The sequence below is a fragment of the Polyangium jinanense genome (assembly GCF_028435265.1).
Lineage (GTDB): Bacteria > Myxococcota_A > Polyangia > Polyangiales > Polyangiaceae > Polyangium > Polyangium jinanense.
In genome coordinates this window covers 51,703-71,026 of record NZ_JAGTJK010000033.1, presented here as the reverse complement: position 1 = coordinate 71,026, position 19,324 = coordinate 51,703, and the positions used below count along the sequence as shown (strand labels likewise).

Here is a 19,324-nt window from a genome sequence, read left to right as displayed (position 1 = left end):
GATCGGCTAACCTGCGGGCCGATGCCAACGCCGCGCCTCCGTCTCGGTCAGCTCCTCGTCGATGCAGGGCTGCTCTCGCAGCAAGACCTCGACGAGGTTCTCGCGCTCCAGAAAACCGACGGGCGACGCCTCGGCACATTGCTGGTGGAGCGAGGGTTCATCAACGAGACCCAGCTCACACAGATCCTCTCGCATCAACTGAGCGTCCCTTGGGTCTCGCTGCTGCACATCGAGTTCTCGCGGCAGCTCTTGAACCTCGTGCCGCACCACGTGGCCGAGCGCTTCTGCGTGGTGCCGATCTACGTGCGCCACGTGCGCGGGCAGGGGCAGACGCTCTACGTCGCGATGGACGATCCCTCGAACGAGGAGGGCCTGCGCGCGTGTGGCGAGCACTCGGGGCTGCCGGTGAAGGCGATGATCGCGCCGCCGAGCGACATCCGGAACGCGATCCGCGTCTACTACGACGTGCAGCCCAGCGCGCCGCCCGCGCCGCTCGCGCAGCTATCGCCCGCCGAGGGCGCGCCCATCGTGGAGCGCGACACGACCCCCGACGGCACGAGGCCCGAAGCCGCGGCCGAGTCGAGCCTCGCCATCGTGGAGACGCCGGCCGTGCCGTTCGCGGCGCCAGCGCCAGCGGAAGGGCCATCGGTCGAGGTCGCGGAAGTCACCGTGAGCTCGTTGGAGGTCCCAAATTCGGATCCCGATCGCTCGCCGGCAAAGCCGCAGCCGAGCGCAGCGCGCAGCGCGCCGAGGACGCCGCCTCCGCCGACCACGCAGGACGCCGTCACGCTCGCCGAGGCGGCCGCGCTCCCGCCGGCCCGCGGCAAGATGCCCTCGGCGCCCGATGTGCCGCCGCCGCCGACGCTGCCGGATCCGGGCGCGCAGTCGCCGCAGCTCGAAGAGGTCGCCGCGAAGACACGCGTGTCGATCGTGGAGGCGCGGCCCCTGCCGCCGCCGTCGGAGCGGCTGCGGCGGGTGCTCGAACTCACGGATGATTCGCAGCCTCCGACGCTCGACGAGGGCTCCCTGCCGCCGAGCTCGCAGCCGGTGGACACGATCCCCGAGCCGCGAGGCCGCGCACCGCGCATGATCGCGCTGACCTTGCTCGACGGCACGACGATCTCGCTGCCCGCGCCGCGCAAGCAGAAGCAACGCGTGCCGACGCTCGCGCAGCCGTCCGGAGGGCCGTCGGAGGAGGAGCTGCCGCCGTCGACGCTGGGGGCCGAGGACGAGCGCGCCGGGCTCACGGCGCGAGATCTCGTGGCGGCGCTGCGCGCGGTTTGTCACGGCGCGGACGCGAACCAGATCCTGGGGCCGAACCTGCGCTGGGAGGCCATCGCGGCCGCGCTCCTGTCGGTGCTGCTGCGCAAGGGGCTCGTCGCCGACTGGGAGTTCGTCGACGAGCTCAAGAAGATCTGAGGGGGTATTTTGCAGCGTTGCGCCGGGGTTTCACCCCGGGCCCGACCAGGGGCTGTTCGCCCCTGGACCCGAACCAGGGCGCAGCCCTGGACTTTTTATCGACCGCGGTGCGGTCGATGCAAGGTTAGCTGCTCTCGCCTTCGCGGAGGACGCCGGCGCGGGCGAGTTCGTCGATCTCCGCGTCGGAGAAGCCGGCCTCGCGGAAGACCACGCGCGTGTGCTCGCCGGAGCGCGGTGGCGGGGCGAAGGCGACGTCACGCGGCGTGACCGGGAGCCGGATCTGCGGGATGTCTCCACGCGAGCTCGGGATGTCGAAGAAGAGCTCGCGCGCCTTCATGAGCGGATCGTCACGGAGCTCGTTCGGACGCACCACCGGCTCGAGGCAGCAATCATGGCTCGCCGCGATCGCGATCCACTCGTCGCGGGTCTTCTGGGCGAAGGCATTGCGCACCGTGGCCTTGATCTCGGCCTGGTGCGGCCCCGGCAGAAGCGCCTCCATGCGCGGCTCGATCCCAGCCGCGGCGCAGAACGACATCCAGAACTTCGGCTCCAGCGCGCCGAGCGCAAAGGGGTGGCCGTCCTTCGAGACGTACGTGCCATAGGGCGCGATGCCGCCGACGAGCGCGTCGGTGCCGCGGGGCAGCGTCTCGCCCGCAAGCGCGGCGCCGATCGTGGCCGTGGCGAAGCCGAGGATGCCGTCGGTCATCGAGATGTCGAGCACACGCCCCTCACCCGTGCGATCCCGCTCGGCGAGCGCGGCGAGGATCGCGATGACGGACCACATGCCCCCGCTCACGTCGGCGAGCTGGAAGCCGGGCGGCTGCGGCGGGCCATCCTCGGGGCCTTGGGCGCCGAGCAGGCCGCCGCGCGCGAGGTAGTCGATGTCGTGCCCGGCGCGGTGCTTGAGCGGCCCGTCCTGGCCGTAGCCCGTGAGCGCGCAGATGACGAGCTTGGGGAACTTCGCACGGAGCACGTCGTGCCCGAGGCCGAGGCGATCGAGGACGCCGGGGCGGAACTGCTCGAAGAGCACGTCGTACGAGCCGACGAGCCGCTCGAACGCCGCGCGTCCTTCGGGCCGCTTGAGGTCGAGCAACGCGCTGCGTTTGCCGCGGTTCAAGAGCTGGAAGGCCGCGGACTCGCCGGCGACTGCGGGCGGCATGTGCCGGAGGTAATCGCCGCCGGCAAGGTCCTCGATCTTGTCCACGGTGGCGCCGAGATCGGCGAGCACGAGCGTCGCGAAGGGGCCGGGCAAGAGCCGCGAGAGATCCAGGATCCGTTTGCCGACGAGAGGGCGCATGCGTTTTCCTTATGAGGTCAAAAGAAATGAACGGCAGATGAAAAGAAGGCCGGCGGCCCTCGGATGGATCCGAGCACGCGCCGGCCTCTTCCCGGGCTCGGGATCGATCAGAGCTCGAAGAGCTTGTTCAGCTTCATCCCGAGCGCCGGGTTGCCGACCATCTTGAGCTTGCCGGCGAAGTAGAGCTGCATGCCGTTCGCCTGCGGGTTCTCGTAGAGCTTCTGGAAGTCGCTCGACGCGATGGTGACGACCAAGTCGGCGCCGCCGGGGTTGCCCGCCTGGGAGCTCGGGCCCGTGGCCGTCAGGTCGAGGAACCACTCGCCGCCGCCCTCGCCCGTGACGACGAACTGGTACTTGCCGCCGATCGCCTTCGCCCCGTCGGGGTTCTTGGCGATCTTCGCGGGGACTTCTTCGTTGAAGAGCTTCTGAATGTCGACGGCCATGGGTGCCTCCGGGCAGCGATGCGCCGATGTCGCCGGCGCGTTCTAGCGTTGGCCGGGTGTAGCCGCGAGCGACGTGCCGCGTCAAGCGGCGGCGAAGACAATGGTTTGGCGGCAAAATTGCGCTTCGACTACGCGCGCGCCCGAGACGGCTGCTGCGAAGCGCGCGGGGCCCTGTCGAGGGCCGATCGCACGGGCAAGACGAAGAGCCGATCGATCGCGACCCGCGCATCGCGAGGCGGCGGCTCCTCGGGCGGCGCCTGCATCAGGCGCAGATCACGCAGGAGGGTGCGATCGAGGTCGCTCTCCTCGCCGAACTCGTAAGGCAGGATGGAGGGCAAGAGCGCGACGAGCACAGCCTCGCTCCCGCCCTGCCGGATCGACGTTCCTTGGTACACGGCGACGGCCTGACCAAAGGCCTCCTGGAAAACGAAGGGTCGCCACTCGAGGGGCGCGGTGAGGTCGAAGCGGCGCTCGCCCACCACGAGCTCGCGGCCATCGAGCGTGAGCGGCGCGCCCCGCGCATCCGAGAGGACGAGGCGCTCGACGCACGAGGGATCGAGCTCCTCGACGGCGAACACGAGCGCCGCGAAGTCGGAGGGCAAGAGCTCGAGCGGCGCGCCGTCGGGGCCGAGAGCCTCGAGCGCGGCGTCGTCGCCGACCGCGGTGAACGCGCGATCGAAGAGCGCCCCGAGTCCGCGGCGTGCCGTGCCTTCGAACGTCGATCCCACGTAGAAGAGGCCTTCCGGCGAGCTCCACACGGCGACCATCCGATCCCGCTTCGCGCTGGTCACGAGCGTCATGCCGAAGGGTTCGCCGAGGGGCACGACGTTCTGCGGCGGCCCGCTCTCCGGCTGGAAGAAGAGCCCGTGGCCGTCGACGCAGATGCCACGCGACGCGGCCTTGTCGCTCGAACGCCTGCGTGATCCGCGCACGTAAAGCGCGATCGCCGCCGCCACGAGCACGAGCGGCACGGCCACGCGGAGCACGATGTTCTGCGCGACCGCGAGCACGACGAGCGCGACGAGCACGAGCGGCAAGGCTCCGTCCCGGGAGGCGGCCTTCGTCTCGCCTTCGCCCGGGGTGATCGCCGAGAACGAACGCGCGCTTTTTCCAGGTCCGCCCCACCTTCCGTCGGCGTGGTGCGACAAGGGCATCCCGCGCGTGCGCGGCGCACCCTCCCGCGGGGACACGCGCGTCCTCGTCGTATCCCTCGGGCTCGCGGCTCCGTTGCGATTGCGCTCGCTTGCCATCGAACCTCCCGGCGGCAGGCGCGTCGCCCCTCGCAGAGCGTAGCACTCCGATTGCCGTACGGGAGGGGGTTGGCGCAGCCCAAGCGGCGATGCAAGCGCACGCTCTTTCCAGGACGGCCTGGGCTTTCCCGGCTCGGGGCCTGGGAAGCGAGCGACCGACGCTTTGCGTCAGAGGCGCGTGGAGCGCAGACGGAGCGCGTTCGTGATGACCGAAACGCTGCTCAGGCTCATGGCGGCGCTCGCGATCATAGGGCTCAGGAGGAGGCCGAAGAAGGGGTAGAGGACCCCGGCCGCGAGCGGCACGCCGAGGCCGTTGTAGACGAAAGCGAAAAAGAGGTTCTGGCGGATGTTCTTCATCGTCGCCCGCGAGAGGCGCCGCGCCCGCACGATGCCGCGCAGATCGCCGCGCACGAGCGTGACGCCCGCGCTCTCCATCGCGACGTCGGTGCCCGTGCCCATCGCGATCCCGACGGCGGCCCGCGCGAGGGCCGGCGCGTCGTTCACGCCGTCGCCGGCCATGGCCACGACCTTGCCGTTCTTCGTGAGGCGCTCGACGACAGCGCTCTTCTGATCGGGAAGGACCTCGGCTTCGACTTCCGTGATGCCGAGCTCGCGCGCGACGGCCTCGGCCGTCGTGCGGCTGTCGCCCGTGAGCATGACGATCGTGAGGCCCTCTTCGCGCAGCGCGGCGAGCGCCTCTTTCGCCGAGCTCTTGATCGGATCGGCCACGCCCACGAGCCCGAGGACGCGCCCACCGCGCGCCACGAACACCACGGTTTGTCCACGCACGCGCAGTGCCTCGGCGCGCGCGAGAGCCGCGGCGCTCTCGATCGAGAGCTCCTCGAGCAGGCGCGCGTTTCCGAGCGCGGCCGGCTCGCCCTCGACGATGCCCGTCACACCGCGGCCCGTGAGCGATCGGAAGCTCGTGACGGCCGCGAGATCGAGGCCTCGTTCCTTTGCAGCCCCAAGGATCGCCGAGGCAAGCGGGTGCTCGCTGCCGCGCTCGAGGCTCGCCGCGACGCGGAGCACGGTCGCTTCGTCGGCGCCGTCGAGCGGCACGATCGAGGCCACGGCGGGTTTGCCCTCGGTGAGCGTGCCCGTCTTGTCCACGACGAGCGTGTCCACGCGCTCCAGCGCTTCGAGCGCCTCCGCGTTCTTGACGAGCACGCCCGCCGACGCGCCGCGCCCCGTGCCCACCATGATCGACATCGGCGTCGCGAGGCCGAGCGCACAGGGGCAAGCGATGATGAGCACCGCGACCGCGTTGAGCAGCGCGTACGCGAGGCGCGGCTCCGGGCCGACGAGCGCCCACACCACGAACGTGACGGCAGCCGTGAGCACGACGGCCGGAACGAACCACGCGCTCACGACGTCGGCGAGGCGCTGGATCGGCGCGCGCGTCCGCTGCGCCTCGCCCACCATCCGCACGATCTGCGCGAGCAAGGTCCCCTGCCCCACGCGCTCGGCGCGCATCACGAAGCCGCCCGCGCCGTTTACCGTCCCGCCCGTCACGCGATCGCCGACGTCTTTTTCCACCGGGATCGGCTCACCCGTGACCATCGACTCGTCGACGGAGCTCTTGCCTTCGAGCACGACGCCATCGACGGGGACACGTTCGCCCGGTCGCACGCGCAGCCGATCGCCCACGGCGACGACCTCGATCGGCACGTCCTCCTCGACGCCGTCGCCGACCCGCCGCGCGTTTCGCGGGGCGAGGCCGAGCAGCGCGCGGATCGCGCCCGAGGTGCGGCTGCGCGCGCGAAGCTCGAGGACCTGCCCGACCAGAACGAGCGTGACGATCACCGCCGCGGCCTCGAAGTAGACGGGCACCTCGCCGCCGTGCCCGCGGAACGACGCGGGGAACATCGAAGGCGCGATCGTGGCCGCGACGCTGTAGACGTAGGCCGTCCCCGTGCCGATCGCGATCAGCGTGAACATGTTGAAGCGGCGGGTCACGAGCGACGTCCACCCGCGCTCGAAGAACGGCCATCCGCCCCAGAGGACCACGGGCGTCGCGAGCACGAGCTCGATCCAGCGCTGATGCGGCAGCACGTGCGACCAGCGCCACCCGGGCATCAGCATCGGCGCCATCGCGAGGACGAGCAGCGGCAGCGAGAGCGCGGCCGAGATCCAGAGCCGCCGCGTCATGCTCTCGAGCTCGGGGTTCGGCGGCTCCTCTGCGGTCAGGATCGCCATCGGCTCGAGCGCCATGCCGCAGATCGGGCAGGATCCTGGTTTGTCCTGCCGGACCTCGGGATCCATCGGGCAGGTGTAGATCGTGCCCACGGGGAGCACGGCGGCCGGCGCCGGGACCCTTTCCACGACCTTCGGCGCGAGGAACTTCTCCGGATCTGCCGCGAATTTCTCCCGGCAACGCGGGTTGCAGAACCAGTACGTCGTGCCGGTGTGCTCGTGGTGACCGCCCTTGGCCGCCCCGGGCGTCACCATCATCCCGCACACCGGATCCTTCACCTTGGCGGGCGCAGAGGCCTGTTCTTCAACCTTCGGTGCGAGGAACTTCTCCGGATCTGCCGCGAACTTCTCCCGACAACGCGGGTTGCAGAACCAGTACGTCGTGCCGGCGTGCTCGTGCTGGCCGCCCTTGGCCGCCCCGGGCGTCACCATCATCCCGCACACCGGATCCTTCACCTTGGCCGGTGCTTCGTCGTTCACCCCACCCTCCATGTTCTCCCCGGCGGGGTTTGCCAACAAAAAACCTTTCCCTTTGGATCTTCCTGGGTAGACTCCCCGCCCCCCGACTCGCCTGGTGCTCGTTCACCCCGGTTTCTGCGCTTCGAACCGGCCTTCGCCAAGCAGGCGAAAGATGCGACGAGGGACTCGCGACTCTCGCGAACACAGCCGGACAAACCCCAGAAGAAGCGCGGATGGTGGCATCGAGATGAACACGAACCTTGGCATCCTCGGCAAGAAGATCGGGATGACTCAGATCTTCGACGAGAAGGGCGAGGTCCTTCGCTGCAGCGTGGTGCAGGCGGGCGGCGTCGTGATCGGCAAGCGGACGGTGGAGAAGGACGGCTACAGCGCCCTCATCGTCGGCCTCGGCGAGCGCAAGGAGAAGCACACGAAGAAGCCCTTGCTCGGCGCGTACCGCAAGAGCCAGCAGACGCCGAAGCGCATCGTGCGCGAGCTCCGCGTGACGGCCGAGGACGCCGCGAAGTTCGAGATCGGTCAGAAGATCGGCGTCGATCAGGTCTTCCAGGTCGGCCAGATCGTCGACGCGCAGGGCACGTCCCGCGGCCGCGGCTTCACCGGCGTCGTGCGCCGCTGGAACTTCGCCGGCGCCGTGCAGACGCACGGTACGCACGAGTATCGCCGTCACGGCGGCTCGATCGGTACGAACATGACCCCCGGCCGCACGCTGCCCGGCCTCAAGATGCCCGGCCACTACGGCGCGGAGACCGTGAGCGCGCTCAACCTGAAGATCGCGAAGCTCATCCCCGAGGAGGACCTCGTCCTCATCGAGGGCGCGGTCCCGGGCGCGCGGAACGGCATCGTCCTCGTCCGCGGCGCCGTGAAGAAGAAGAACGGCGGCAAGAAGGCCTGATCGCCATCTCCTCGTGAGCGCGAAGGGCAAAAACCCGTACCGGAAGCCTGACACCTTCACCAAAGCGGCGAAGGCGCAAGGGTTTCCGGCGCGGAGTGTCTTCAAGCTCGAGGAGATCGATCGCCGGGTACGTCTCCTGCGACCCGGGCAGCGGGTGCTCGATTTGGGCGCCGCTCCCGGGTCGTGGTCCATGTACGCCGCGCAGAAGATCGGCTCGAAAGGGCATCTGCTCGCCGTGGATCTCTCGGAGATCCGGCAAGCCTTCGGCCCCAACGTGACCGTCGTGCAAGGCGACGCGCTCTCGCTCACGAACGATGCCCTCGCGCAGTTCGCGCCGTACGACGTGGTGCTGAGCGACATGGCGCCCGCGACCACGGGCAGCAAGGCCGCGGACCAGTGGCGGAGCTACGAGCTCTTCGATCGCGCGGTCTCGGTGGCCGAGGCGCTCGGCGCGCCCGGCAGCGCCTTCGTCGGCAAGCTGTTCATGAGCGAAGAGTTCCAGAAGGCGCGCGAAAGGCTGCGCTCGCTCTACGACGAGGTGCGCGTGATCCGGCCCGAAGGCACGCGCAGCGTGAGCTCCGAGGTCTTCCTCGTGGGGCTCGGCCGGAAAAAAGCAGCGCCGTGAGCGTGTGGATCTTCGGCTACGGCTCGCTCCTCTGGCGGCCCGGATTTCCGTACGTCGAGGCGAAGGCCGCGCGGGTCGCAGGTTTGTCGCGACGACTCGAACAAGGCTCGCCCGATCATCGCGGCACGCCCGAACGGCTCGGCCGCGTGGCGACGCTCGTCCCCGCGCCCAACGCGCACGTGGGCGGACTCGTGTACGCGCTCGCGCCCGCGGAGGCGGACGCGATCCTCGCCGCACTCGATGAACGCGAGCAGGGCGGTTACGACCGCGTCGCGGTCCGCGCGGAGCTTCACGGGGAGGCTGCGGCGAACGAGGGAATGACGACGATCGAGGCGATCACCTGGATCGCGCGCCCCGGAAACCCGTGGCACCTCGGGCCTGCACCGTTCGAGACGATGGTCGCCGACGTGCTCGAAGCGCGCGGGCCGAGCGGGACGAACGTGGAGTACGTGCTGCGCCTCGCGGAGACGCTCACGGCGCTCGGCTTCGAGGACGATCACGTCTCCTCGCTGGCCGAGGCGGTGCGCGCCGCGCTCGTGGCTCCTCCGCGTTACTCGACGCGCACGTAACCGGACGAGATCAGCTTCAGGAGCGTGCGCCCCGTGTCGAGATCACTCGCGGGGCTCTTGTCCATGACCACGTGCATCTCCGCGTGGTTCCACACGGCCTGCAGCACGTCGAGCTCCATCGGCGAGAGATCGCGGATGAGCGGCTTCAGCGGGAGCGCGACCGAGAGCTGCGCGTTTTTCCCGGGCAGCTTGTGCTTGATGGCGTTGTGCTCGTCGAGCTGACGGAGCCCTTCCATCAGGAGCTCCTGCACGGACACGTCAACCTGATCCTTCGGCAAGACCTCGTCGGGCGGCTCGAAGTCGAACGTGCCGCTTCCCCACGAGAGGATGCGGTACGCGGCCTTGAGCGGCGGCAAATCCGCGCTGTCGTCGAGCGCCGCGTGGATGATCGTGCCCTTCGAGAGGTGGATCTTGCCGACCTCGTCGTCGGTGCGGATCACGAGCAGGCCCGTCTTCTTCGACGAACCGAGGAGCTGCAGAAGATCGGGCAGCGGGATCTCGTCGATCGCGCCGGACATGCTGCGCGTCGGCGAGCGGCCCGAGGGCGGCAGCTCGCTGCGCTTGGGCAGGCGGATCCCGGGCGACGAGACCTCGGCGACGACGACCTTCAGGATGTTCGTGCCGATGAGGACACGATCCCCTTCCTTGAGTGTCGCGCGCTTGATGCGCTCGCCGTTGACGAAGGTGCCGTTCGTCGAGCCGAGGTCCTCGATCGTGATCGGGTCGCCGACCGCGATGCGCGCGTGCTTGCGCGAGACCATGTCCTCCACGAGGACCATGTCGAGATCGCTCGAGCGCCCGACGATGATCTCCTTCTTGTCCTCCAGGAGGAACTCTCCGCCCTGGTATTTGCCGGAGATGAAGCGCAGCGCGAGCCTCCGCGGCGGCGACACCTTGGGCAGTTGGCTTTCCATGCTCGGCCGAAAGATTCGCGGAGGGCGCAGGATACGCCCGCTTCGTCCTTGAAACTTTAGGGTTTGAGGCCTGCGAGGGTCAAGCGTTCCTCGCGGGATCCCCCCCGCGCCTTCCGCCCGGCGAAAGGCGTGATAAGGGAGCGCTCGTGACAACGCTTGCCGGAGACCCCCTCGGGACCCACCGCGTGCTCGCGCCGAAAGGTGCGCTCCCCCAGCCAGCCGAGCGGCTCGACAACGATCTTTCCAAGGTCTACGCGACCGAGATCGTCGTCGACGTCCAGACGCTCAACGTCGACGCCGCGAGCTTCCGGCAGATGGAAGAGGCCTCCGGCGGAAATCCCGACGGCGTCGCCGCGCTCGTCCTGGAAACCGTAAAGCGACGCGGCAAGCAGCACAATCCGGTCACCGGCTCCGGCGGCATGCTGCTCGGCGTCGTGGAGCGCGTCGGCGATCTCGCGGCAGCGCGCGGCTTCGTCCCGGGCGACCGCGTCGCCACGCTCATCTCGCTCTCGCTCACGCCCCTCTGGCTCGATCGCGTGCTCGCGGTGCGCCCCGCCTCCGCGCAACTCGACGTCGTCGGCAAGGCCGCCGTCTTCCTCACGGCGCCGATCGCGCGCATCCCGACGGATATGCCCGAGCGGCTCGTCCTCGCCTTGCTCGACGTGGCCGGCGCCGCGCCGCAGGTCGCTCGCCTCTGCGGACCTGGCGACAGCGTCGTCGTGCTCGGCGCGGGCGGCAAATCGGGCCTGCTCTGCGCGGCCGAGGCGCGCCGCCGCGTCGGCGATACGGGCAAGGTGATCGGCATCGAGTCCTTCCCCGCGTACGCCGACGATCTGCGCGCGCTCGGGATCTGCGATCACGTCGCGACGCTCGACGCGCGCGATCCGCTCGCCGTACGAGACGCGGTCGCGCCTCTGACCGAAGGCCGCGGCGCGGACCTCGTGCTCTCGTGCGTGAACGTCCCTGGCGTCGAGCTCGCCGCGATCCTCGCGGCCCGCGATCGCGGCAAGGTCTACTACTTCGCGATGAGCACGAGCTTCACGGCCGCCGCCCTCGGCGCCGAGGGGATCGGCCGCGACGTGGACCTCTTCATCGGCAACGGCTACGCCCACGATCACGCCGAGCACACGCTCTCCCTCGTGCGCGGGAGCCGCCCGCTCCACGACCTCATGCAACGCCGTTACACCTGACGCCTGCGCTGCAGGCACCGAGGAGGCCCGTGACCCTTACGCAGAGCGCTTTGCCCATCGGACCCCAGGGGATCCTCGACGTCGCGCGCGAGCTCGGCGTGTCCGAGGATCACGTCGAGCCGTACGGCCGCAACAAGGCGAAGATCGATCTCGCCGCCCTCACGCGCCCCGCTGCGGGCGCAGGCCGCCTCGTGCTCGTCTCCGCCATCAACCCGACGCCCGCGGGCGAAGGCAAGACGACGACGTCGATCGGACTCGCGATGGGCATGCGGCGCCTCGCGAAACGCGCCGTGCTTTGCCTGCGCGAGCCCTCGCTCGGCCCGGTCTTCGGCGTGAAGGGTGGTGGGACGGGCGGCGGACGCGCGACGCTCGTGCCCGCCGACGACATCAACCTGCACTTCACGGGCGACATCCACGCGATCTCCACCGCGCACAACCTCCTGTCCGCGATGGTCGACAACGCGTGTCACTTCAACACGTCCTTCGGTGAAAAAGGCGCGATCGATCCGCGCCAGGTGACGTGGGGCCGCGCGCTCGACATGAACGACCGCGCGCTGCGCAACGTGATCGTCGGCCTCGGCCGCAAGGCCGATGGCGTGCCGCGGCAGGATCGCTTCGACATCACGGCCGCGAGCGAGGTCATGGCGATCGTGGCGCTCGCCGACGGGCCCGAAGATCTCGAGCGGCGTCTCGGTCGCATCGTCATCGGCCAGAGCACGAGCGGCGCGCCGATCACGGCGGACGACGTGGGCGCCGCCGCGGCGATGACCGCGCTCCTGCGCGACGCGATCAAGCCGAACCTCGTGCAAACCGACGAGGGCGGCCCAGCTCTCGTGCACGCCGGCCCCTTCGCGAACATCGCGCACGGATGTTCCTCGGTCCTCGCGACGCGCCTCGGCCTTCTCTCGGGCGACTACGTGATCACGGAGGCGGGCTTCGGCTTCGACCTCGGCGGCGAGAAGTTCCTCGACATCAAATGCCGGACGATGGGCGTCTTCCCGCGCGTGCTCGTCCTCGTGGCCACACTGCGCGCCCTCAAGATGCACGGCGGCGCGCCGGTGAAGCGCGCGGCGGAGCCCGACGCGAGGGCGCTCGAGCTCGGCCTCACGCACCTCGACAAACATCTCGACTCGGCCGCGTTCTTCGGCCTGCCCGTCGTCGTGTCGATCAACGTCTTCCCGAACGACACGCAAGAAGAGCTCGCCCTCGTCGAGGCGGCCATGCTGCGCCGCGGCGTCCGCGCGGTCCGCTGCGAAGGTTTTCTGCGAGGCGGCGAGGGCGCCCTGGAGCTTGCCGAGGCCGTCGCGAGCGCCGCCGACGCGACCGACGCCGCGCCGCCCGCGCCCCGCTTCGTCTACGACCTCGCCGAGCCCCTGCGGGACAAGATCACGAAGATCGCCCGCACGATCTACGGCGCGGACGGCGTCACCTTCACCGCGGCCGCCGAGCGCGACGCCCGCCGCATCGAAGAGCTCGGCCACGGCGGCGTGCCCGTCTGCATGGCAAAAACCCAGCTCTCGCTCTCCGACGATCCCGCGCTCGTTGGACGCCCAACGAACTTCCAGGTCACCGTACGCGAGATCCGCCTGAGCGCCGGCGCGGGCTTCGCCGTCGCGCTCACCGGCGACATGATGACCATGCCGGGCCTGCCACGTGAGCCCTCCGCCTTGCGGGTCAAACTCCTGCCCACCGGCAAGATTCGCGGCCTCATGCAGAACGACTGAGCGGCGTCGGCGTCGAGGACGGCGCCCCGAGCGCGTCCATCGCCGCCGGCAGGATCACCGCGAACGTCGACCCTTTGCCCTCATACGATCGCACCTCGATGCGCCCGCCCGCGCCCTGGGCGATACGCTGGCTGATCGCGAGCCCGAGCCCCGTGCCCTTCTCCTTCGTGGAGAAGAACGGGAGGAAGATGTTCTCCAGCACCTTCTGCGAGATGCCCGGCCCGTTGTCCGCGACCGTGAGCTCGACGAAGGGCTCGTCGGCCATCCCCGTCCCCGAACGTGTGGTCCCGCGGCCGAGCCGCACGCGCGTCGACACCGTGATCTTCCCCCGCCCCTTCATGGCCTGCGCCGCGTTCCGGTAGAGGTTCATGAGCACCTGCCGGAGCTTCTCCGGATCGATCGCGACGCGCGGCAGGCTCGAACCGAGGTTCATCTCCACCGTCAGATCTTGGTTCGCGCGTTCGGTCGAGAGCACCTGCAACGTGCGGCGCACGACGGCGTTCACGTCTGTCGGCACCACCGCGCCTTGGTTCGCGCGCGCGAGATCGAGGACCGAACCGACGACCCGATCGAGCCGCTCGACCTCTTCGAGGATGATGCCGATGAACTCACGCGACTGCGGATCCGGATCGCGGCCATCGGGCCCGGGCTCCGCGAGGAGCTGCGCCGAGCCCTTGATCGCGCCGAGCGGGTTTCGAATTTCGTGCGCGAGCCCCGCCGCCATCTGCCCGAGCACGGCGAGCCGATCCCGCTCCTTCATCTGCTGGTAGACGCGCGAGTTCTCGATGACCACGCCGACCTGCGTCGCGATCGCGTCGAGCAGCGTGATCTCCTCGGGCGAGAACGCGTCTCGCACGCGCTCGTCGACCACCACGAGCAGCCCCACGATCTCGTCGCCCTCGGCCCGGATCCGCAGGACGACCGCGCCGTCCCGCATGCTCCCGAGCACCGCCGCCGCGCTGAGCACCGCCTCCGACGCGTCCGTCCGCGCGCCCCGCGCCTTGCGCTCGCGCACCTCGCGCTTGAGCTCTTCGAGCGAGAGCGGCCCCACCTCGAGCCGGTCGAGCAGCGCGCGCGCCGTCGCCGCCTCGATCCGCGGCGGCGCGCCCTGGCCGAGCGAAGCGAGCTTGTCGAACCCCGTGCCGTCCGCGTCGCGCAGGTAAATCGCCGTCTTCGTCACGCGCCGCGACTGCTCGAGCGCCGTCATCACGATCGACCCGAGATCGTCGAGCTCGAGCACGTGCACGAGCCGCCGCCGCGCGTCGGCCACGGATTGTTCGAGGTCGAAACGATCCCGGAAGAAGAGCTTCTGGATCTGCTCGGCGACGCGCTCGCGCAGCGGATCGAAGAGGACGAGGATCACGATCGCCGCGAGCACGGCGTTCAGGTACATCGTGTTGAAGCCGCCGATGAACGTGATGAGGACGTAGAAGATCCCCGCGATCAGGAACGCGACGGCCGTGGCGACGAGCAGGCGCGCGAGCATCTCGTAGACGTCGAGCAGCCGCTCGTGGCGGAGCGCTTGCGCCAGGATGAACAGGAACACCACGCTGAGCGCCGCGCCGACGGGCGCGGGGTTCACGCCGAGAAACCACGCGAAATCGGCGACGCTCGCGAGGCCGGCGAGGGCGCCGATGACCACGAGGAAACGGACGCGCCGCTGCGTCGCGCGCGAGCCGCTCCGCGCGCCGCGTTGCCCGAGCTCCCAGAGCCCCGCCGTGAGGAACGCGAAGACGTAGAAGAACACCGCGCCGCGCACGAGCCAAAAGCCCTGCTTTGGGCTCAAGACGAGCAGCACCATGGGGATCGCGAGCACGCCCGCGAGGCGCGGGAGTCGGCTCGGCCGATCCCCCTCGTGCGGGATCATCGCCTCGAAGAGGTGGAGGGCGAACTGCGGCAGGAGCACCGCGAGGATCGCGGTGAAGCGCTCCCAGATCGTCTGCTGGAAGAAGCCGAAGAGTGACTGCGACAGGTACCAGAGGCCGATGTCGCCCGCGAACGCCGCGAAGAGCAGGTGCACGGTGCGCACGCGCCCGCGGAGCAGGATCGAAACGGCGATGACGAGCGCGAGCGCGCCGCAGACGAGCGTGGTCCGGGTCCGGAGATCGATCCCTATCGGCACGACGAGAGCGTAACGCGCCGCCCCGGGGACGTCCCTGATCGATCGTCCGCCCGTTATGCGCCTAGAACATCGATCGGTTTGACAACCGATCGATGTTCTAGGCTTCTCTCGTCCCGAGGGGGACGCCTCGCGTCCCCCTCTCGGCCAGGCGGAGCCCGGCCGATTCACCCCCCGAGGCGAAAACCGCTTCGCGATCTCGCAGAGCGCCGAACCGTTCGGCGCTCTAGTCTTGCTTCGTCCCGGTGCCCGGCGAGCTCTGCGTGCCGGCGCCGGGGACCCACGGCAGCGGATCCGGGCCGCTGCGCGTCTCGGGATCACACCCGCCGGGCTTCACCGTGACGATCTCGTTCCACGGCAGCGGATCCGGCATGTCGTCGGTCTGCGGAGGCGGCTCGTCGGGCACGCTGGGGGTGCCGCGATCCGACTGATCTTCCGCGTCGGAAGAGCTCGCCGCGAGCTCCTCGGTGGCCTCGTCGATCGCGGCGCTCTCGTCAGGCGCAACCAGGCACCCCGTGAGCACCGTCGCGACGAGTGCGAAGAGACCTCCGAGCCCGAGCGATTGTCTCCCAACGTTCATGATCCGTCCTCCGACGCACTGCCCAGTCCGTACTGCTTCACGAGCTGCGAGAGCCGTGGCCGCTTCATCCCCAGAAGCACCGCGGCGCGGGTGATGTTCCCGCCGCTCTCCTCGAGCGCGCGCGCGATGCACTCACGCTCGATCTTCCGCTTCATGTCGCTCAGGCTGACGCCCGAGCGGACGTGCGCGTACGTCACCTCGACCGGCGTCGCGTCGCCCTCCCCCTGCGACCTTCGCTCGGCGAGCTGAGAGCCCCCACGCGTGTCCTGCGGCTCCGCGGACGAGGGCGGCGACGAGCCCCTCGTGATCTCGGCAGCCACGCCGCGCATGTACTCGACGTTCGTCGTGAAATCCTCGAGCTCGATGACGTCGCCCTCCGCGAAGAGCGACGCCGCGCGCAGCGCGTTTTCGAGCTCGCGCACGTTGCCGTGCCACGCGTGGCGCATGAGCGCTTCGATCGCTCGATCGGAGAGCCGCTTTTGCGGCTCGCCGCGCTCTTGCGCGATGCGCGCGAGCAAGGCCGACGTGATGAGCGGCATGTCCGCGATGCGCTGGCGCAGCGCGGGCACCTCGAGCACGACCTGCCGTAGCCGGTAGTAGAGGTCCTCGCGGAACTCACCGCGCGCCACCATCGCGCGGAGATCGCGGTGCGTGGCGCAGAGGATTCTCACGTTCGCGCGGATCGGCTGGGCGCCGCCGACGCGTTCGAAGCTCTTGTCCTCGAGCACGCGGAGGAGCGCGACCTGCGTGCGCTGCGAGATGTCGCCGATCTCGTCGAGGAAGATCGTGCCGCCCTCGGCGAGCTCGAAGCGGCCGCGGCGCCGCGCCTGCGCGCCGGTGAACGCGCCCTTCTCGTGGCCGAAGAGCTCGGAGAGCAGGAGCGTCTCGACGAGCGCCGAGCAGTTCACCTTGACGAGCGGGCCCGCGCGGCGCGGGCTCATCTCGTGGATCGCATCGGCGACGAGCTCCTTGCCGGAGCCGCTCTCGCCGTGGATCAGCACCGTCGTGTCGGCCTTCGCGACCTTCTTGATGGCCGTGAGCAGCGCGAGCATGCTCGCGTCGCGCCCGACGATCCGCTCGATCGCCGTCACCGACGAGCGCGACGGCGACGAAGCGCGCAAGGACGGCGGAGGAGCGTTCAACGACGGCGAGGAGCAGCCGGGGCACGACGCCTCGCCGCATCGCTCGCAAGGCCTGAGCCCCGACTCGCTCGCACGCGGCGCGCGCGCTTCGAGCGCCGCGAGCCCACGAAGCTCGGGACGCGCGAGGAAACGCTCGCGGATCCCCTCGGGCAGAGACGACGCCATGCGATCACGCGAGGCGAGGGCCGCTTGCAGGTGCACCTCGGCCTCACGCGCATCGCCCCGCGCAAGCTCCGCGTGGCAGAGCAGCACGCGGGCCTCGCGTTCGAGCTCCGGCGCGTCCGCTTCCCGCGCGAGATCGAGCGCCTCCTCGGCGGCGCCGTCCCACGGATCACCGGCGGCGCGCGCCCGCGTCGCTTCGAGGAGCGCGACTTCCGCGCGCGCCAGCGTCGAGCTCGCGTGCGCCCGCGCGCGCTCGATCGCCTGCGCGGCGCGCGTCACGTTGCCATCGTCGAGCGCGATACGCGCCGCGAGGCAGTGGCACTCGCAGAGCTTCGCGCCGTTGCTCGAGCCGCTCGCACCTGCGATGGCCGATGCGAGCTCGGCCCGCGCTTCGAGCGTCCTGCCACGCGCGAGGTGGATCCGCGCCGCGACGAGCGCGAAGTGCGGCGCGCGTGTCCCCGGGATCGCCGGCCCGCACGCCTGCCGTCCGAACGCGAGCGTCTGCTCCGCCTCGGCCACGAGCCCGAGATCGAGCCGGAGCTCCGCGAGGTTCGGGATCACGGTGGCGAGGAAGAGCCGCTCGCGGATGCGGCGGAAGACCTCGATCGCGCGCTCCGAGAGGTGGAAGGCCTCCGGATAATCGCGCTTCAGGATGGCGATCGTCGCGAGGTTCGTCAGGGCGAACCCGACGGCACGATGCTCGCCGCGCGCCGTACCGTCGTCGAGCACGGAGGCGAGCATCGGCCGCGCCTCGTCGAGCCTGCCGGCCGAGAGCACGGCGATCGCGCGGTTGAGCCGCGCGCGAAGCTCCGTGATCCCCTCGCCGCCGCACGCAGCTTCCCACGCGTCGGCCGCGAAATGCGCCTCCGCCTCGCTCCACGACGCCGCCGCGAGCAGGAGCTTGCCGAGCACGTTGCGCGCCCCGAGCCGCGTCGCGAGATCCGCCGCGCTGCCCTGCGCTTCCTGGGCAAACCTTCGCGCCGCTTCGAGATCACCGGCCGTGTACCGGACCTCGGCGAGCTCCACGGCCGCACGCGCGCGCGCGCCGGAGGCATCCGCGCGGCTCATCGCGCGTTCGAGCACGATCGTCGCCGTCGTGAGATCTCCCTCGGCGCTGAGCGCTTTGCCGAGCGTGATCATCACCTCGGGGGCGTTTCCATCCCGCGCCGCCGCGGCCCGCGCGAACCCCGTCGCTCGCTCCGCATCACCGACACGAAGCGCGAGCTCTGCCGAACGCAGGAGCGCCTTCGTCGTCGACGCATCCGAGAAGAGCGCGAGAGCCGCCTCCCAGCGCCGCCAGAAATCCACCCGCGCCGACGGCTCTGCCACGCCGGCGAGCGCGCGTGTCGCGAGCATCTCCGCCCGTTCCGCGTCGCCCGCGCGCGCCCAGAGCTCGGCCGCGCGGAGCATCGCCCAGGGATCGAGCGGGAAGACCGCTTCGAGCGCGCTCGCCACCGCGACTGCATCGTCGCGATCGGCTTCGAGCTCGATCGGCGCAGCCCCCGTGAGCTTCATCGATCCCGCCGCGTCGATCGTCGCCGCGCCCCGCGCGACGAGCGCCTCCACGTCCGCGCTCGCGCCGAGCCGACTGACCTCCGCGGCAGGCAAGCTCCGCTGCGCCAGCGCGAGCCGCGCGCAGAGACGCCTCTGCGCCGGTTCGAGCGCGATCGGCTCAGTGCGCCCGTCGAGCGGTGCGCGTCGCGCCGCCGACCACCAGCGCTCCAGCGCTTCGAGCCTTCCCTCTTCCGCGCCGAGGCGAAGCTCGGCCGCCTGCGCGATCGCCTCCCAGAAGCGACGTAGATCCTCCGGCGATGCGATCGGATCGATCTGCACGAGGCGCGCGCCCGCCGGCGCCGAGGCCACCTCGCGCAGCACGAGCACGAGCGGCGCTCCTCCTGCGCGGGGAGGGGTGCTCACGAGGCGCGCCATCTCCTCCACGACCGCCTGTCCCCAGTGCGTCGGCGTGCCTTCGGACACGACGATCATCGCGCCGTTCGCCGCAGAGGCGATCCGCGCCGCCACGAGGCGTGGCTCCACCACGTCGACGATCCCCATCTGCGCGGCGATCTCGCGCCAGGGTTCGTCCCACGCGACCTCGGCGACCCGCAGGCACGCGCGCCCGATCACCTGCGCTCGCCGCGCCGCGTGCGCGCCCACGGCCTCCAGCGTCGCGCGCGGCCCGTGCAGCACCACGAGCCCGCTCGCGCCCTTCGCGCAGAGCAGATCGTCGACCGCCGCGAGCCCGCGAAGCGTCACGCGCACCGAAGGCGCTGCTATCACCGCCCCGGAAGGCAGCCCGCCCGCCTCCCCGGAGAAGACACCTTC

General features: G+C 70.5%; 14 protein-coding genes. 6 read left to right on the top strand and 8 right to left on the bottom strand.

What is annotated here, in order from left to right:
* Positions 1-21 precede the first annotated feature (21 nt).
* Positions 22-1,419, top strand: coding sequence for a cyclic di-GMP-binding domain-containing protein, MshE-related (locus KEG38_RS37985; RefSeq protein ID WP_272425329.1), 1,398 nt, complete (start codon positions 22-24; stop codon positions 1,417-1,419).
* A 124-nt stretch (positions 1,420-1,543) separates the two neighbouring features.
* Here KEG38_RS37985 and KEG38_RS37980 read toward each other — a convergent pair whose 3' ends face one another.
* The 4 genes from KEG38_RS37980 to KEG38_RS37965 all read right to left on the bottom strand — a co-directional run bounded on the left by KEG38_RS37980 (position 1,544) and on the right by KEG38_RS37965 (position 7,082).
* Positions 1,544-2,716, bottom strand: coding sequence for a CaiB/BaiF CoA transferase family protein (locus tag KEG38_RS37980; RefSeq protein WP_272425328.1), 1,173 nt, complete (start codon positions 2,714-2,716; stop codon positions 1,544-1,546).
* Positions 2,717-2,823: 107 nt separating this feature from the next.
* Positions 2,824-3,159, bottom strand: a complete 336-nt coding sequence (locus tag KEG38_RS37975; RefSeq protein WP_272425327.1) for an SCP2 sterol-binding domain-containing protein — start codon at positions 3,157-3,159, stop codon at positions 2,824-2,826.
* A gap of 128 nt (positions 3,160-3,287) precedes the next feature.
* Positions 3,288-4,349, bottom strand: a complete 1,062-nt coding sequence (locus KEG38_RS37970; protein WP_272425326.1) for an IMP dehydrogenase — start codon at positions 4,347-4,349, stop codon at positions 3,288-3,290.
* Positions 4,350-4,577: 228 nt separating this feature from the next.
* Positions 4,578-7,082, bottom strand: a complete 2,505-nt coding sequence (locus KEG38_RS37965) for a heavy metal translocating P-type ATPase (protein ID WP_272425325.1) — start codon at positions 7,080-7,082, stop codon at positions 4,578-4,580.
* 226 nt (positions 7,083-7,308) lie between these two features.
* On the opposite strand from KEG38_RS37965, the gene rplC reads away from it, so the two are divergent.
* From rplC to KEG38_RS37950, 3 genes are read left to right on the top strand one after another with little or no spacing between them, the layout of a single operon-like run.
* Positions 7,309-7,974: a 50S ribosomal protein L3 gene (gene rplC, locus KEG38_RS37960; protein WP_272425324.1), complete on the top strand. Its 666-nt coding sequence runs from the start codon at positions 7,309-7,311 to the stop codon at positions 7,972-7,974.
* A gap of 13 nt (positions 7,975-7,987) precedes the next feature.
* A complete protein-coding gene (locus KEG38_RS37955) occupies positions 7,988-8,599 on the top strand; it encodes an SAM-dependent methyltransferase (RefSeq protein ID WP_272425323.1) in 612 nt (203 codons plus the stop codon).
* The gene (locus tag KEG38_RS37950) at positions 8,596-9,168 is read left to right on the top strand and encodes a gamma-glutamylcyclotransferase (protein ID WP_272425322.1); all 573 of its coding nucleotides are present in this window, start codon (positions 8,596-8,598) and stop codon (positions 9,166-9,168) included. The genes KEG38_RS37955 and KEG38_RS37950 overlap by 4 nt, the downstream gene beginning before the upstream one ends.
* On the opposite strand, the gene KEG38_RS37945 is transcribed toward KEG38_RS37950, so the two are convergent.
* A complete protein-coding gene (locus KEG38_RS37945) occupies positions 9,150-10,082 on the bottom strand; it encodes a DUF4388 domain-containing protein (RefSeq protein WP_272425321.1) in 933 nt (310 codons plus the stop codon). The genes KEG38_RS37950 and KEG38_RS37945 overlap by 19 nt on opposite strands.
* A gap of 146 nt (positions 10,083-10,228) precedes the next feature.
* Here KEG38_RS37945 and kdd point away from each other — a divergent pair, with 146 nt between their 5' ends.
* Together kdd and KEG38_RS37935 are read left to right on the top strand one after the other, a co-directional pair.
* Positions 10,229-11,272, top strand: coding sequence for an L-erythro-3,5-diaminohexanoate dehydrogenase (gene kdd, locus KEG38_RS37940; protein ID WP_272425320.1), 1,044 nt, complete (start codon positions 10,229-10,231; stop codon positions 11,270-11,272).
* A 29-nt stretch (positions 11,273-11,301) separates the two neighbouring features.
* A complete protein-coding gene (locus KEG38_RS37935) occupies positions 11,302-12,996 on the top strand; it encodes a formate--tetrahydrofolate ligase (RefSeq protein WP_272425319.1) in 1,695 nt (564 codons plus the stop codon).
* Here KEG38_RS37935 and KEG38_RS55780 read toward each other — a convergent pair.
* From KEG38_RS55780 to KEG38_RS55775, 3 genes are all read right to left on the bottom strand, one after another.
* Complete coding sequence (locus tag KEG38_RS55780; RefSeq protein WP_272425318.1) at positions 12,980-15,118, bottom strand: ATP-binding protein; 2,139 nt, start codon at positions 15,116-15,118, stop codon at positions 12,980-12,982. The two genes, KEG38_RS37935 and KEG38_RS55780, sit on opposite strands and share 17 nt — an antisense overlap.
* A gap of 223 nt (positions 15,119-15,341) precedes the next feature.
* A complete protein-coding gene (locus tag KEG38_RS37925; RefSeq protein WP_272425317.1) occupies positions 15,342-15,695 on the bottom strand; it encodes a hypothetical protein in 354 nt (117 codons plus the stop codon).
* Positions 15,692-19,261, bottom strand: a complete 3,570-nt coding sequence (locus tag KEG38_RS55775) for a sigma 54-interacting transcriptional regulator (protein ID WP_272425316.1) — start codon at positions 19,259-19,261, stop codon at positions 15,692-15,694. Before KEG38_RS55775 ends, KEG38_RS37925 begins: the two co-directional genes overlap by 4 nt.
* Between the last annotated feature and the right edge of the window lie 63 nt (positions 19,262-19,324).